This window comes from Paenibacillus sp. Soil724D2, assembly GCF_001427935.1.
Lineage (GTDB): Bacteria > Bacillota > Bacilli > Paenibacillales > NBRC-103111 > Paenibacillus_E.
This window is the reverse complement of record NZ_LMRY01000059.1, coordinates 67,612-81,372: the sequence shown is the minus strand read 5'-3', so window position 1 is coordinate 81,372 and position 13,761 is coordinate 67,612. Positions and strand designations below refer to the sequence as shown.

11 protein-coding genes are annotated in these 13,761 nt (G+C 45.6%); 9 read left to right on the top strand and 2 right to left on the bottom strand.

Annotation, left to right across the window (positions count from 1 at the left end; translation table 11 throughout):
• Positions 1-191: 191 nt before the first annotated feature.
• The gene (locus ASG85_RS33900; protein ID WP_060649173.1) at positions 192-797 is read left to right on the top strand and encodes a pentapeptide repeat-containing protein; all 606 of its coding nucleotides are present in this window, start codon (positions 192-194) and stop codon (positions 795-797) included.
• A gap of 79 nt (positions 798-876) precedes the next feature.
• Here ASG85_RS33900 and ASG85_RS33895 read toward each other — a convergent pair whose 3' ends face one another.
• Together ASG85_RS33895 and ASG85_RS33890 are read right to left on the bottom strand one after the other, a co-directional pair.
• Complete coding sequence (locus tag ASG85_RS33895) at positions 877-2,397, bottom strand: response regulator (protein WP_060649172.1); 1,521 nt, start codon at positions 2,395-2,397, stop codon at positions 877-879.
• 21 nt (positions 2,398-2,418) lie between these two features.
• Positions 2,419-4,224 (bottom strand): sensor histidine kinase, encoded by a 1,806-nt coding sequence (locus ASG85_RS33890; RefSeq protein ID WP_156397038.1) that lies wholly within the window; start codon positions 4,222-4,224, stop codon positions 2,419-2,421.
• Between the two features lie 174 nt (positions 4,225-4,398).
• Here ASG85_RS33890 and ASG85_RS33885 point away from each other — a divergent pair, with 174 nt between their 5' ends.
• From ASG85_RS33885 to ASG85_RS33850, 8 genes are all read left to right on the top strand, one after another.
• A complete protein-coding gene (locus ASG85_RS33885) occupies positions 4,399-5,733 on the top strand; it encodes an ABC transporter substrate-binding protein (protein WP_235550279.1) in 1,335 nt (444 codons plus the stop codon).
• A gap of 86 nt (positions 5,734-5,819) precedes the next feature.
• Positions 5,820-6,692, top strand: coding sequence for a carbohydrate ABC transporter permease (locus tag ASG85_RS33880; protein ID WP_060649337.1), 873 nt, complete (start codon positions 5,820-5,822; stop codon positions 6,690-6,692).
• On the top strand, positions 6,692-7,522 hold the full coding sequence (locus ASG85_RS33875) for a carbohydrate ABC transporter permease (protein WP_060649170.1): 831 nt from the start codon (positions 6,692-6,694) through the stop codon (positions 7,520-7,522). The genes ASG85_RS33880 and ASG85_RS33875 overlap by 1 nt, the downstream gene beginning before the upstream one ends.
• Positions 7,523-7,543: 21 nt before the next feature.
• Positions 7,544-8,713: an SGNH/GDSL hydrolase family protein gene (locus ASG85_RS33870; RefSeq protein WP_060649169.1), complete on the top strand. Its 1,170-nt coding sequence runs from the start codon at positions 7,544-7,546 to the stop codon at positions 8,711-8,713.
• Entirely contained in the window at positions 8,706-9,395 is a 690-nt protein-coding gene (locus tag ASG85_RS33865) for an SGNH/GDSL hydrolase family protein (protein WP_063860465.1), read from the top strand. The genes ASG85_RS33870 and ASG85_RS33865 overlap by 8 nt, the downstream gene beginning before the upstream one ends.
• Positions 9,388-11,769, top strand: coding sequence for a glycosyl hydrolase family 95 catalytic domain-containing protein (locus tag ASG85_RS33860; RefSeq protein WP_060649168.1), 2,382 nt, complete (start codon positions 9,388-9,390; stop codon positions 11,767-11,769). Before ASG85_RS33865 ends, ASG85_RS33860 begins: the two co-directional genes overlap by 8 nt.
• Before the next feature lie 193 nt (positions 11,770-11,962).
• Positions 11,963-12,733, top strand: a complete 771-nt coding sequence (locus tag ASG85_RS33855; RefSeq protein WP_235550278.1) for a GNAT family N-acetyltransferase — start codon at positions 11,963-11,965, stop codon at positions 12,731-12,733.
• A 50-nt stretch (positions 12,734-12,783) separates the two neighbouring features.
• Positions 12,784-13,752 (top strand): ROK family protein, encoded by a 969-nt coding sequence (locus ASG85_RS33850; protein WP_060649166.1) that lies wholly within the window; start codon positions 12,784-12,786, stop codon positions 13,750-13,752.
• Positions 13,753-13,761: the final 9 nt, after the last annotated feature.

Genomic DNA, 13,761 nt, shown 5'->3' with positions numbered 1-13,761 from the left:
TGAGTGGGGACTAATATCCCTCTCAACCAATTTTTCATTCCTATCTAATTATAGAATAGCCAAAAGGGTAAAAATATAATTCTTGACTTTTGATTGAGATTAGACAGGTACTTGACACGCATATGATATATTAAAAAATAACTAGTAGGGTCTATAGGGTTAATACTGTCGTTTGTTTGAGGGAGGCCAATATGTTTCAGTATATAGATCAACACTACGAGGCAGTTGATTTTAGCGGGCGGGATTTAAGATACGGTGAACTTATTCGCTGCACCTTTAAACGTTGTACATTTACCAGCAGTTCGATGGAGGAAATCACGATAAATCAATGCCGGTTCATAGAATGCAATTTTCGCGGAGCTTTGTTGAATGGTTCGATTCACACAGAATCTGCTTATGAAAACTGCAATTTTGCTGAAGCTAATCTCTTCGTTTCTGAATTTAACCATTGTAAAATGACAGGCTCAGACTTTGCAGGCGCTCAAATGGATGGTGTTACCTTGGTTCGAGGGGATTGGTCCTATACAAATTTGAGACAAGCTAGATTAGCAAAACAGGTTATGCGAGGAGTTCGTTATCATGGAGCAGATCTTTCTGATGCTAATCTGGAGAAGGCTGATCTAAGAGATTGCGACCTGACAAGTGCAATTTTTGGAAAAGCAAAGCTGCAGGGTGCGGACTTGCGTGGCGCTAATATGGATGGAATCGATTTTAAAACGCTTGTTGTCAAAGGCGCACGGATGGACAGAGAACAAGCTGTTAGTTTTTTGCGTTCATACGGTGCAAAGATAGATTGAGACTGAGAAATCCGACTTTTCCTTTCAAAAGGCAAGTCGGATTTTTCGTTTCAATTGTCCAATTCTTGCCCTGGCTTCTTTATACATCTTGAGGCTTAAAGGGAATTGCTGCTTTGTATTCCGATGGACTGCACCCGACATATTCCTTGAACACTTTTGAAAAGTAATGCTGGTCGTGAAAGCAGAGCGCATCCGATAATTCTTTGATTTTCATATCGGGATTTGTTTCCATTAGTCTTCTTGCTTCACGAATTTTCAAATCCAGATAGTGATGTACGAACGTGTTTTGAGAGTATTTTTTTACAATCCGGCTTATATAGGAAGAGCTTACATGAAATTTCGTGGAAAGATCGCTCATAGACACCTGGGCATACAGGTTCGTTCTGAGATGCTCATCGATTTTCATAAACAACTCATTGCCGCTTTTTTTGTTAGAGGTCAGCAAAAAGTCGAAGCATTCGCCCGAAAATGCAAGAAGTTCAGAGCAAAAGTCGGCATAGCTTGATTGTTCAAATAGTTTCCTGGCTTGTTCAAGCACCGCCCAGTTTTTCCATTCGGTATGCGGGTTTGCAGAGGATTCGAATGCTCCTACAAGCCGGGATACAAAGCGTTCCAACTGGGCGACGGGGAGGTCAGCCTGCTGCCATTTACTCAACTGCTCGGAGAGCTGCAGGAGAAAGCGGTCCTTCTGAAGTCTCTGTATCATGCCTGTATAGTTGTCGCCTACTCGGTTTATTTCCTCTTGGGAAGCTTGCTGTATGTGCAAAGGAAGGCTGACATCCAGCAGGATCGGCTTGGAGAAGTTTAATTGCTCCTTGAGTGTCTGTGAAATTTCCCTGTAAGACTCGGGGATCTTCTTAGGCACTACCGATCTGGAACTGCAAGCTATAGAGACATCGAGGCCCAGTGTAACAAAGCAATTGTGTATTATTTCCATAATATTCAAGTTGTAATTGTGGCCCTCAATGAAAGAAGCATTCATCAGGATAAGAAGCTGCTGGGGATCTTGAGTTGGAAAAAGCCAGAAGGGATGCCCCTCTAAAGCCTCCGTGAGTCTCAATTTAATAATCTCCGAATTCCAGTGATCCGAAAGTGGCGTAAAGATTTGCTTGCGAACCACCCACAACAGCTTGGATTGCTCAAAGAAAGCCGGTTCCAGTTTCATAAGACGGCTGGAAGAAGGATCCAGAATTCCATCGAATACGGAGCTTTCTGTATGGTGTTCCTCTTCGAGCTGGGCGACGACTCGTTCCATAACCTCCATCATCTGACTGCGTTCTACAGGCTTTAACAAGTAGTCGCATACCTGCAAATTAATGGCTTTTCGTGTGTACTCGAAATCGTTGTACCCGCTGATGAGAACGACCTTCAGCTTGGTGTTTATTTTTTTGGCTTGATCGATCAGTGTAAGACCGTCCATCTTAGGCATTCTGATATCCGTAATGAGGATGTCGATTGCGTTATGCTGACAAAACTCCAGCGCTTCCTCGCCGTTCGTTGCGACGGCTGCGACTTGAATAGGAAGACCGGAAGTTTGAATGAGCGCTTTGAGGTTCCGCAGAATCGGTTTGCTGTCCTCTGCAATGAGAGCTTGAAACATCGTTGTCCCTCCCGCATGAATCTAGTAAAAGTCTTTGGTTAACGAAGCTATAATTTGGATGGTAGCGCCCTGGCTGCCGGAATTGTTGTACAAATTAAAAAATAACCGGTTCCTGTACATAAGCTTGAGGCGATTTACGGTGTTCACAATCCCCATATTGCCGATTCCCGCCGCAAGACTCTCCTGCTCCTGGGAGTCGGGGTTCATGTCGTCGATATGGCTGAGAATTTCTTTGATCTTGGATTCCGCAAACCCCCCGCCGTTATCCGTGATTTCAATAGCCCAAAGCCCGTTGTACAGCTTGGCCTTAATCTGGATTTTCCACGGAGGATCAGATCGATCGAAGGCGTGTTCGATGCAGTTTTCCACAAATGGTTGAATGACTAGGCGTGGCAGCAGTATGGATTCAGAGGAATGGTCGATGTCTATTTCCCACATGAGATCATCTTCGTATTGCTGCCCAATCAACGATAAGTAATGTTTGGTATGCTCGATTTCATCCAATAAAGTGACATGCTCATACGGAGAAGAAACGGCATATCTCAGATTTTCGGATAAATGCTTGCACATTTCACTAACGACTTGTACCTTGTTCTCTTGAGCTGCAATGCTGATCAAATAAAGCACATTGTGAATAAAATGCGGAGCGATCTGTGCTTGCAGCGCCGAATTCCGCGCCATTGCCTCTTTGTGAACCGCCATCTTCTCTCTTTCGATCGATTCTTGCAGCCGATCAAAAAGCTCGCGAAACGCTTCGTTCAGCAGCAGCAGTTCATTGTTATACAGCCGGCTATCCATGTTCATGCTCAGGTTGTTATAGTTGATGCGAAGAATTTGACTGCGAAGCTTCCTGATCGGCAGTACTAGACTTTTGGACGTGAAATAGATGTACAGGAACGAGAATAACGTTAGTGAGACAATGATGATTATCGCAATATTTTTAACGGAATTGACAGAACCAAGAACGGATTTGCTTGGTGTGATCACATATACCGTCCATCCTGTAAACGAAGATTTCTGGAAGGCGACATAGTTCTCAGAAGTATCTTTATAAATGCCGTTCGTGTTTGAAAGGTAGTCATTGCTTCCGTCAGGTGTCTTGTACTCCGTGTCTGAGGACTTAATAACCGCCTCACCGTTGCCGTCTGTTACAAATACGTTTCCGGTGTTGCCAGCGTCAGCCAAGGATTGTAAATCACGATTATCCATCTGAATGGACAGATAGCCGAAGACGGTGCCATTCACATCCACGATGGAACGTATAAAGGAAATTGGCTGGCCCTTGGGCGCATAGAGAATGTAGCTGCTGCTTTCCAATTTCCTTCTTGCCGTCTCGTCACTTAATACGGGCTCAAGCGAAGGCAAGTCCGTATATCCGATATAGGAAGCCAACTCATCGCCTTGAAGGCTGTATATGATCATATCATGGATATTTAGGCTTGGGCCGACGGCACGAAACATAATATCGCTAAGCACACGTTTTTGATTCAAATCATCAATCGAAGAAGTTGACTTTTTGCTCAAGGACTCATACAAAAAAGAGAAAATATCCCGATTGGATAATACGCGCTGCGAAAGCTGGTTTTGCATAGCGATGTAGCTGTCCAGTTGACTAGCAACTTTGGTGGCTGTCAAGAGAGTGTCCTGGATGGTTCTTTCTTTGAGCGGCTTGACGACTAGCACATTCACATAGATCAGAAAGCAGCCGAGAATGAAGATAAGCAGAATGAAAAAGGTTGCAAACAGCTTAGTCTGGAGGTTGATCTGCAGCGGCTTTTTGCCGATCAAGTTATTCACTTCTGCGCACCTTCCTTCCTGTAGTGTCATGAATAACCCTACTATAACACCGGAATGAAATCGTTAATACCCCCAAATTGGTTCATAATATTACACAGGAAGAGTCAACCACGAACATGTACTTTGCAGGAATAGATACCTATAATCGTAGTTGTAACCAGTTGCAACGGGTTTCATCAAACCAACATGATGGAGGGGTTCAGTTTGAAACAAATAAATAAAAAAATATTATTTAGTTCCCTTACGCTTATGATAGCGCTCTCCCTGACAGGCTGTGGATCCAAAAGCAATCCAGATTCGGGCGGAAGCAGCACGCCAAGCAGCACGGATAAAGCGGCTCCCTCGCAGTCTGCCAAAGTAACGATTGAATTTGCATTGGGGAAAAGCTCTGAGAACGCAGCTTATGCGAATAAAGAAATGCTAGCGGAGTTTGAAAAGCAGACGAATATTCACGTCAACATCCAGATGCTTCCTTCCGAGCAAATCTCCACGATCATGCAGACGAAGCTGGCTGTGGGAGAAGTGCCTGACCTGATTCTATATAACCTCGTCAGTGCTGAAAGAGAACTAAATTTGGATAAAAATTTTGAACAGCTGGATAATGAGCCGTGGGCTTCCAGATTGCTTAACAAGGATGTACTTTCTTCTAACGGGCATATTTACGCGTTTCACTTGAATCAGGATGCAGGGCAGCAGGGAATGGTTTACAACCAGGATATATTCAAGGAACTGGGATTGTCTATTCCAAAGAATTATACTGAACTGCTGGCGGTTAGCGATAAAATTAAAGCAAGCGGTATCACTCCGATCTTCATGCCTTTTAAAGATTCCTGGGCGACTAATATTTGGACAGCAGCCGCATTGGCCGATTATGCGAAGAAAAACGATCCTAAATTGTGGGAAGATTTGAACGCGAATAAGCGCAAATGGACCGAAGTTCCCGCTTTTGAAACCGTTACGCAGCAGCAGCTGGACCTGTATAAGAAAGGATATACGAACAAAGACGTATTAAGCGATAGCTATGACATGGCGGTCAATAAATTCCTGAAGAAGGAAGTCGCTATGATGGCTATGGGGGATTGGCTCATTAATGACGCCTATCAAAAAGATCCAAACATTCATCTTGGACTCTTTGCTATCCCGTATGCAGACGGAGCGGATTTGGGAATAAGCCCGCTAGGCGGCCAATTGTTCGTCCCTAAAAAAGCTAAACATCTGGCGGAAACCAAGAAATTCCTGGATTACCTTGCCTCCCAAAGCGTAGGGCAAAAAATTGTAACAACGAACAAATATATTTCCAATTTCAAAGATATCCAAACGCCGGAACTGCCTCCATATAAGCAGGCGATCGTTGATACCTATATGAAAACGAATAAAACGACGATGACGATGGACGCGTACCTATCAGTCGATATCTCAGAGCTATGGAAAGGCTACCAAGACATGTATGCGGGCGGTAAGACTCCGAAAGACGTTTATGTTTCCTGGGATAAAAAATTCGCTCAGCTGATGAAAGACAAGAAAATGCCGGGCTTCTAAGTTTAAGGTTTCAAAAGGTTTCGCCAAAAGGCAGAATGAAGCTTCAGGGCTTTATTCTGCCGAAGTTTTTTATGGAGCGTGATAACATGAGAATTACGAAACGTCTTTATTCTTACTATTTAATTTTGCCGGCTCTTCTTCTTTATTTGGTTTTTTATGTGCTGCCTACGGTGATTGGTTTGTTTTATTCCTTTACGGATTGGCGGTTGGACACGGAAGAGATCCATTTCAACGGGCTGTATAACTTTGAACGTATTTTCACGGACGAGACGCTGCTTCTGGCCATCAAGAATACGATTATCTTCGCTATTGTAACTGTCATTGGCAAAAATGTGCTGGCAATCCTTCTTGCAGTTGCACTGAATATGAATTTAAAAACCAGAAATTGGCTAAGAGCCATATTTTACACACCTTCCATTATAAGCGTACTGGTCATCAGTCTCTTGTTCATCCCTATGCTTCGTTCGGAGGGCTTAATTAATCAAATCCTTGAAGCCGTAGGCTTGGGTGTTCTGAAGCAAGCTTGGCTGACAGACCCCTCCGTTATTATGCTGACGATTAGCGGACTAGCGATCTGGCAATTTACCGGATTTCAAATGGCTATTTATTTGGCAGGGCTGCAATCCATCTCGAAAGATTATTACGAAGCGGCCCGAATCGACGGAGCGGGAGGATGGAAGAGCTTCCTTCACATTACGCTCCCGCTGCTGTGGCCCGCTATTAATATCAATGTCATGCTGACCTTGATCGGAGGCTTGAAGGTGTTCTCCGAGGTGTTCGTTCTGACAGGAGGAGGTCCCGGGAATTCTTCTCAGGTCATTGGGACCATGATTTTAAAAGCATTTGGCGAAGGCAACTGGGGGCTTGGAACGGCCGTGAATACCGTACTGTTTATAGCCGTAACGCTCATTTCCATTCCGCTGCTCATGTATATGCGTCGCAAGGAGGTACAGGAATAATGATTTCATTGCGTAAAACCGACTGGAAGGCGTTAGTTGTGGAAGCTCTCATGCTGATCCTTGCGCTCGCCATAATAGCTCCATTGCTCATTATGCTGTTAGGTTCCTTTAAAACAAGCTCAGAAGTATTGGATTTCTCTTTAAAGCTGCCTCGTAAATGGATGTTTTCCAATTACAAGGAAGTGATTGAACAGGGAGGGCTGCTTCGTGCTTTCTGGAATGGCATCCTGATTTCCGGTGTATCTTCCGTGTTGAACATTATCACGACTTCTGCGGCTGCTTTTATTATTGTGCGCCGGGATACAAAGCTTTCCAATCTGATCTACCTGTTTTTCTTTATGGGGTTAATTGCTCCAGTCTCGATTATTACGACGATTCGTGTTGTCCAATGGTTGGGCCTTTACGGCACCATTACGAGCGCAATTTTTATTTATGCGGCGATGAACAGCGCTTTTAGCGTTTTTCTGTACACAGGTTTCATGAGGTCGATACCAAGAGCGCTGGATGAGGTAGCTTTTCTGGAAGGCGCCAATATGTTCGACGTATTTATAAAAGTGATTTTCCCGTTAATTATTCCGGTAAATGCCACTGTGGCAATTATGGTATTTATGTCCGTCTGGAACGACATTACAATCCCGATTTATTTCTTGACGGATAGCTCCAATTGGACGATGCCTTTATCCGTATATAACTTTTACGGTAAATTCAGCAGGGACTGGAATCTCGTTTTCGCCGACTTGACGCTGACTTCATTACCTGTTCTTGTCTTATATCTAATGGCGCAGAAATATATCGTCAGCGGCTTAACAGCCGGAGCCGTCAAAGGCTAAGGAAAGGATGTCATTTCAGCGATGTGGGCTTCCTATAGGTCAGCCACCGTTCTTTCAACGGCTAAAAATTATATCATGACTAGCAATTCAACCTTTACGCACTCTTACAGAACTTACATCAAGCCGAGGGAATACGGAAAGCTGAAGATAAAATTCTGGTGCAGCAATAACGTGGACTCCACATGGGCGGACGGGTCTGTTTCCAGGGCAAATCTGCAAGGGGGTTCATGGAGAATTGAGGCGGCATACATAGCTGACGGTGGGAGACTTCCCGATGGAAGTTTCGTTTCAGGCACTCAAGTACCGTTAACTTACGATTCTTCGTTCTCCAAACTAGTCATACCGGGTGAAACGTTCTGGAGTGATGCCGTAACTTTAACTATCCCGGAAGGAAATTATTTGGCATTTACATGGACGATTACGACTATGGATGCGGGGAACAGCATTCCCTTCAATACGGAAGGCTTGCTGGTATCTGCCTATGATGCGCCGGGACATGCTGCTGATCAAGCGTCATCCGATTTATACCGCAGATCTGTCAACTGTCTGGTGCTGCCGGATTTCATTGGCTACGAGCGTGTGTATGCGAAACACATTACTTTTCTGGGGGATTCGATTACCCAAGGCGTGCGGACCCGTTTGGATGCTTATGAATACTGGGCTGCACACATTGCGAAGGGGCTCGGGCATTCAACAAGCGTCTGGAATATCGGTTCAGGATGGGCAAGAGCCTATGATGCTGCAAGCGATGGAGCCTGGCTGTACAAGGCCAAGCAAAGCGATGAAGTCGTCATTGCATTGGGGGTTAACGATATCGGTACTGCTGGCCGAACTGCGGCTCAAGTGCTGGACGACCTGCAGACCATCGTCGCCAAGCTTAAGCAGGATAATGCTGCAAAGACGGTTATCCTATGCACAGTTCCTACATTTAATTTCACCGATTCGCAGGAGTTAGCCTGGAGACAAGTCAATGACTCAATACGCCAACATGCCATCCTTGGTGCCGATCACGTGTTTGATATGGCAGAGGTGCTTTCCCAAGCAGCACCAAACGACAATCTGCTTAATCCAGCCTATATGGCCTCAAGCTCGGACCCGCATCCTAATGGGGAGGCGGGCTTAGCTATAGCCGATGCTTTCCTGTCATGGTATGGGAACATTGCTGATCAAAAGGAGGTTAGCTATGAATAAATTTGGGGTTTCATCCATATTGTTTCAGGGTGATTCGATTACCGACGGTAATCGCGGAAGAAACGATGACTTGAATCATATCTTGGGTCACGGGTATGTGTTTCTGCTTGCTGCAGAGCTGGGTTTGCAGGCAGCCGGACAAGCACCGCATATGGTTAACCGCGGCTGCAGCGGGAACCGCATCGCCGATTTGTATGGACGCTGGGAGGAGGATGCGCTTTCGCTGCATCCTGATTTGATCAGTCTTTTAATCGGGGTCAACGATGTTCATGCATTCGTGAACGGGAAGCAGGATTTGGTTCAGGACAGGTTTGTGCGAACGTATCGCAGATTGATTGAGGATACGCAGGAGCTGCTGGCCTCAACAGCGATTGTGATCTGCGAGCCGTTTCTGCTTCCAGCAGGTCAGGTGGGGCAAGCTTGGCAAGCATGGCATTCCGAAATGAGCCGGAAACAGGAGCAAATTCGTAAGATTGCGGATGAATACGACCTGGACTATATCGATTTGCAGCAAAGCTTTATTGATGCCTGCGAGCTGGCGCCCGCGGCTTATTGGCTTTGGGACGGTATTCACCCGACACCGGCTGGCCATGCCTTAATAAAAAATCGTTGGATGGACTTCTATAGCAAACGATTCATGTCTGATAGTGGGATATCAGTAGGAGGGCAAGCGTATGAGTGAAAAAGAATTGAAGCTCTGGTATGAGCAACCGGCGGTACAGTGGGAAGAGGCGCTTCCGATCGGTAACGGGCGATTGGGCGGCATGGTGTTCGGCGGAGAGACTGTGGAGCGGATTGAATTAAACGAAGATACGCTATGGTCAGGGACTCCGCATAATGCTCAGCGGCCGCGGCCATTTCCGAGCCTGTCTAAAGTCAGAAATCTCATTGATCAAGGCAGTTATGAAGAAGCAGAGCAGTTGATCCACCAAGAAGCGTTGAGCTCTTATGCACAGTCGTACTTACCCTTGGGCAACCTGATCATCCAGCGCGAGTTTCCAGGAGAGATTTCGGCGTATAAGCGGGAGCTGTCACTGGATAACGCCGTTACACAAGTACTTATGACGTCCAGCGGTGAGCAGAGCTTGTTGCAGACGGCATTTTGCAGTAACCCAGATCAAGTGATGGTTGTACGTCTCGAAGCGGAGCAGCAGGAGCTGATCTTTACAGCCTCGCTGCAGGGCATGCTGCAGGGAGAAGTGATCAGGCTAACGGACAGACATCTGGTTTACAAGGGACGATGTCCCAGTCACGTAGAGCCGAACTATAGGAGTGTGGGAGTGGAGACTCCTATTCTCTACGACGAACGGCCAAGCATTGAGTTCGAGCTGCATCTGGCAGTGTTTGCCGATGAAGGTGAGGTTTCGGTTACCCATCAAGGGGAGCTCACGGTGCAGGGGGCGCAGAAGGCAGTTCTGCTGATCACTGCTGCGACAACGTATCCGTCAGTTGAGGACCCGAACCGGCAGCATAAGCTAAGAGGCACCTGCCTCAGCAGAATTGAAGCGGCAGGCTCTAGAGGATATGCCCAGCTGCTAGAGCGGCATATAGAAGATTACCAACGCTTGTTTCATAGAGTGGAACTAAAGCTTGGCGACCCAGAGCAGTCTGAATTACCGACAGACAAGCGATTGAAAAGATTTCGCACAGGCGCAGATGATCGTGGTTTGGTAGAGTTATTCTTTCAATTCGGCAGATATTTATTGATCGCTTCCTCAAGAACGGGCTCCCAGCCGGCGAATCTGCAAGGCATCTGGAATCGGGAGCTCCGGCCGCCATGGTCCTCCAATTTTACGACCAATATTAACGTTCAAATGAATTACTGGCTTGCTGAAATTTGTAATTTGAGCGAGTGCCATGAGCCTCTGCTGAGGATGATCGGAGAATTAGCCCTTACAGGAGCAGCTACTGCATCGGAAACGTTTGGTTGCCGCGGTTGGGCTGCTAATCATAATACGGATATTTGGAAGCTATCCAACCCGGTTGGCGAGCAGGATGGAGGCATCCATTGGGCTTTTTGGCCGATGTCGGGAGCTTGGCTTTGCAGGCATCTATGGGAGCATTATGTTTTTAGCCAAGATACTTCCTATTTACGCAATGAGGCCTATCCGCTGATGAAGGGGGCGGCCATGTTTGTGCTTGATTGGCTGGTGGAGGACGCATCAGGATTTCTGGTTACGAATCCGTCCACCTCGCCGGAAAATCAATTTATTTCGTCCAATGGCTATGTATCGTCTGTCAGCAAAGCGGCAACGATGGATCTCATGCTCATCTGGGATTTATTCAATAATTGTATGCAGGCCTGCGAAGTTTTGGAGGTTGATCAGGACTTCCAATCTGCGCTGAACCAGGCAAGGGAACGACTTTATCCGCTGCAGGTTGGGCAGTACGGACAACTCCAGGAGTGGATAGAAGATTTCATGGAAAATGAACCGGGGCATCGGCATATGTCTCATTTGTATGGATTTTACCCGGGGAATCAAATTTTGCTTCACGAGCATCCTCAGTTGGCGGAAGCAGTGCGGACCTCGCTTCGGAGAAGACTGGAGCAGGGTGGGGGACATACAGGCTGGAGTTGTGCCTGGATCATTAATTTGTTCGCGAGGCTGGAAGAAGGCGAATCTTCTTATCGCTATGTACGACAGCTGCTGGAGACATCCGTTTACCCGAATTTATTCGATGCGCATCCTCCATTTCAAATTGACGGCAACTTTGGCGGTACGGCAGGAATCGCCGAGATGCTGCTTCAAAGTCATGCCGATGAACTTAGCCTACTTCCCGCATTACCCGCACCGTGGGCTGACGGGTTCGTGAAAGGCTTGCTGGCCAGAGGTGGATTCGAGGTGGAGATCCGGTGGGAGCAGGGGGAATGGACAGAAGTGAGCCTGCGATCCCAACACGGAGGTTTATGCAGAGTGAGAAGCAAGCAGCCCGTTGATACCGTTGTGTCGGAGGGCGTTATCATTGATTGTCGTAGGATTGATGCTGATCGGATTGAATTCGATACGGAGGTAGGAGGTATCTACGTTTTGCGGCCATTTGGGGCGAAGCGTTAACGTTGGCAGATAGTAATTAGGCGTTCACTCTATTGGGTGAACGTTTATTATTTTTGGCGTTAATGGAGGACGCAGTGTGTTCGTCGGGCAGAGCTAACGGGAGGTTCGTTTAACGAATACTTTCCCTTTAATTTATGAAATGCATCATTTACTATGGAATTAATGTTAGTCTCTCATGAAAGGATGGCTTGGGATGATTATAAAAGAATGTCTTATCAATGAAATTCAATTTCTTATTGAAGAATACATCCACTCTCTATCTTCACCTTTTGATTCCTTCTTGGAGGAGCATATTCTAGCATCGACTTTTTACATGATCCAAGAGGGATCAAACGTAGTGGGTTACTATGCTATTCACAATAACGAACTTCTTACCCAATTCTACATCAGTCGCCCCTACCAAATGTACGCGCAGAAGATGTTTAGCCAAGTGCTTGAAAGTAATACAGTGAACTCTCTTTTCGTTCCGACCTGCGATGAACTATTTGTAAGCCTAGCGATAGATAAGGACTTTACGATCAACAAACAAGCTTACTTTTTCCAAGACAATCATGCGGACATAATAGAGAGTAATGTATCAGGTGATGAATCATTTCGCCTTGCTAATTTAGAAGATCTGCAGCAGATACAACAAATCTGTGGAGATTTTCTTGACCAATACGAACGGCGGATTGCAAGTGGAGAACTCTTCACCTACTATAGAGGTGCTGTGTTGCTTGGAATCGGAGTAGTTGAGAAGTCTAAGATGTTCAAAGGATTAGCAAGCATAGGTATGTTTACTAATGAGGCATATAGAAAGCAAGGAATCGGGAAAGTCATCATTTTACAATTAAGGAAATGGTGTGATAAGCAGGGTATTAAGCCTGTAAGTGGATGTTGGTACTATAACGAAGCTTCTAAGAGGACTCTGGAGAGTGCGGGTATGGTCACGAAAACCAGACTATTGAAAATCAAAGTAACTTAAGAATGACTGATTAATAAGCATTCGGATCATATATGGGAGCGGAGATAGTTATGAGTAAATATGTTATTGGAATTGATCTTGGCGGAACCAATATTAAGTCCGCAATTTTCAACACGGAGTTTCAAAAAATTCACGAAAGAAGTGACCCCACGGAAGCCGCAAAAGGACCTGGTCATGTGTTAAACAAGATTAAAGAAATTGTTCAAGAGATGATGTCGTCCGAGGGAATCAATCAAACTTCTATTAAGTGCATGGGTATGGGAATCCCTGGTTTACTTGATCCAGATGAAGGTCTATCCATATTTTCACCAAACTTTCCAGATTGGGAAAACATTCATGTTGTGAATCAAATGAAAAACAATTTTGACTTTCCTGTTTTTATCGACAATGATGTGCGGGTAAATATGTATGGTGAATGGCTGTTTGGTGCAGGCATCGGTTACAAAAACTTAGTATTGATCACGTTAGGTACGGGTCTAGGATCTGGTATTGTAAATGATGGAAAGGTTTTCTACGGTACAACATCTAGCGCGGGCGAAATTGGGCATATGAATATGTACCGGGAAGGTCGCCCTTGTCGTTGTGGAAGCTCAGGTTGTCTTGGGAGATACGCGTCGGCGATAGGAATGGTTAAAACCTTTACAGACAAGCTTGAAGAAGGTCGGTCTAGTACCGTATTGCAATGGGTGGGAGACGATCGGACGGCAATTACTGCCCAGATGATTTCAGAGGCATACGATCTGGGAGATTCACTTGCAATTGAGGTGATGCATGAAACAGGAAAGATTCTTGGTTTTGGTCTTTCGAATGTAATCAACTTATTAAATCCAGAAGTAATTATAGTTGGTGGCGGAATGTCGGCAGCTGGTGATCGCTTGCTGAATTCAGTACGCGATACCGCCCGAAATCATGCTTTAAAGCTTTCTTCCCATGCTTGTAAGATAGAACAAGCGAAATTAGGCGGACAGGCTGGTATGATCGGGGCGGCTGCATATGCGAACAGTAAGATGCCTTCATAATTTAACCTG

Excerpts from the sequence above, each read along its gene's own strand:
- ASG85_RS33900 (WP_060649173.1), top strand. The coding sequence starts at position 192 with ATGTTTCAGTATATAGATCAACACTACGAGGCAGTTGATTTTAGCGGG.
- ASG85_RS33895 (WP_060649172.1), bottom strand. The coding sequence starts at position 2,397 with ATGTTTCAAGCTCTCATTGCAGAGGACAGCAAACCGATTCTGCGGAAC.
- ASG85_RS33890 (WP_156397038.1), bottom strand. The coding sequence starts at position 4,224 with ATGACACTACAGGAAGGAAGGTGCGCAGAAGTGAATAACTTGATCGGC.
- ASG85_RS33880 (WP_060649337.1), top strand. The coding sequence starts at position 5,820 with ATGAGAATTACGAAACGTCTTTATTCTTACTATTTAATTTTGCCGGCT.
- ASG85_RS33875 (WP_060649170.1), top strand. The coding sequence starts at position 6,692 with ATGATTTCATTGCGTAAAACCGACTGGAAGGCGTTAGTTGTGGAAGCT.
- ASG85_RS33870 (WP_060649169.1), top strand. The coding sequence starts at position 7,544 with ATGTGGGCTTCCTATAGGTCAGCCACCGTTCTTTCAACGGCTAAAAAT.
- ASG85_RS33865 (WP_063860465.1), top strand. The coding sequence starts at position 8,706 with ATGAATAAATTTGGGGTTTCATCCATATTGTTTCAGGGTGATTCGATT.
- ASG85_RS33860 (WP_060649168.1), top strand. The coding sequence starts at position 9,388 with ATGAGTGAAAAAGAATTGAAGCTCTGGTATGAGCAACCGGCGGTACAG.
- ASG85_RS33855 (WP_235550278.1), top strand. The coding sequence starts at position 11,963 with ATGATTATAAAAGAATGTCTTATCAATGAAATTCAATTTCTTATTGAA.
- ASG85_RS33850 (WP_060649166.1), top strand. The coding sequence starts at position 12,784 with ATGAGTAAATATGTTATTGGAATTGATCTTGGCGGAACCAATATTAAG.